This is a genomic window from Arhodomonas sp. KWT, assembly GCF_010993615.1.
Window position 1 is genome coordinate 1 of record NZ_WNXE01000502.1, and the last position, 1,179, is coordinate 1,179.

Below are 1,179 nucleotides of genomic sequence, written 5' to 3' on the forward strand. Positions count from 1 at the left end.
TGGTGGCCTCCCGGCCATTCCAGCGATAGCCGGGCAACGGCAGAGACGCCAGGGCGTATCCATGACGGGGGACGCCCTCCGAGCGAGCGGTCCGTGACGGTGGCCCACCAAAGGCAAACGCCGTAGCCCGGGGGCTACGGCGTTATCAAGGAGGGGAAAGGAGTCAGGTCAGGGCCCGGGGGCGTCCCTGGGGAGCCCCGGGCTCCGTCAGTGTCGCGTGGCGTTACTCGGGGACGGACATCACCCGCGACAATGACACCGGCCTTAGCCGGAGACGCTATCGCTCACCGGGCTGACCTTGCCGTAGTACACGCGGCCGTCCGTCTTCACAGCGCGCACCGGCTCGGTCGTCGGCCCCGACCGCACGGGATTGATGTCCTGCTCCATCAGCTCACCGCCGAGCAGCCGCGGGTCGATATCCGCGTCCGCCGGGCCGGCGAAGTGAGCCGACAGCCCCGCATCGGCCTGAACACCGGCCGGGGTGAGGTCCTGCGGCGAAACCCGGCCGCCGAGCGTTCCGTTGTTACCCACGGAAGCGGCACCGGCAGTGGCGGAGCCAAGGCCCAGGGTGATGGCTGCGGCGAGTGCGGTAATGGTCGTCTTGGTCATGGTAATGCCTCCTGTGATTTCTCATTCCCAAAGAACGATAGCATCCTATCATAATAGTTCGTAAACGGACTATATGTGCGCTATTAAAAATGGCGATCGTGACGATTGAGCGTGTATTCACGGCGAATCCTGCCAGGACCGCTGGTACTGCGGCTGGAAGCCGTCGAATTCAATGCCCGGTTCGCCTCGCATCGGTATCGGGGCAGGAGATGGACATACGCAAGGGATGAACGGCGCAGCCGCGGTTCGGGATTCAACCGCCACCGGAATGGAGCGCCGCGCTCACGATCGGACCATGGACCAGCGAAGGACGCAGCATTGGCACACGCCGCTGCGAGTCGGGAGGCGCGGATGTATGGATACGCCAGGAGAACAGTTCCGGGAGGGAGAGGAATGGTGGCTACGGGTGGATTCGAACCACCGACTCCCACATTATGAGTGTGGTGCTCTAACCAACTGAGCTACGTAGCCACGGTATCGCGTTCAGCGAGCGCGTATTTTTGCCTCGGTGACCCGCGCTGTCAAGCGCGGGCCAGCACGCGCTCCTGCGGTGAACGGCCTACGGGGGGC

1 protein-coding gene and 1 tRNA gene are annotated in these 1,179 nt (G+C 64.3%); both read right to left on the reverse strand.

Features of this window, described 5'->3' with window-relative positions; genetic code table 11:
* Positions 1–264 precede the first annotated feature (264 nt).
* On the reverse strand, positions 265–609 hold the full coding sequence (locus G7A99_RS20235; RefSeq protein WP_163143638.1) for a hypothetical protein: 345 nt from the start codon (positions 607–609) through the stop codon (positions 265–267).
* Between the two features lie 394 nt (positions 610–1,003).
* Positions 1,004–1,080: transfer RNA gene (locus G7A99_RS20240), tRNA-Met, on the reverse strand.
* Between the last annotated feature and the right edge of the window lie 99 nt (positions 1,081–1,179).

Coding starts and splice junctions, on each gene's coding strand:
- G7A99_RS20235 (WP_163143638.1), bottom strand. CDS start 609: ATGACCAAGACGACCATTACCGCACTCGCCGCAGCCATCACCCTGGGC.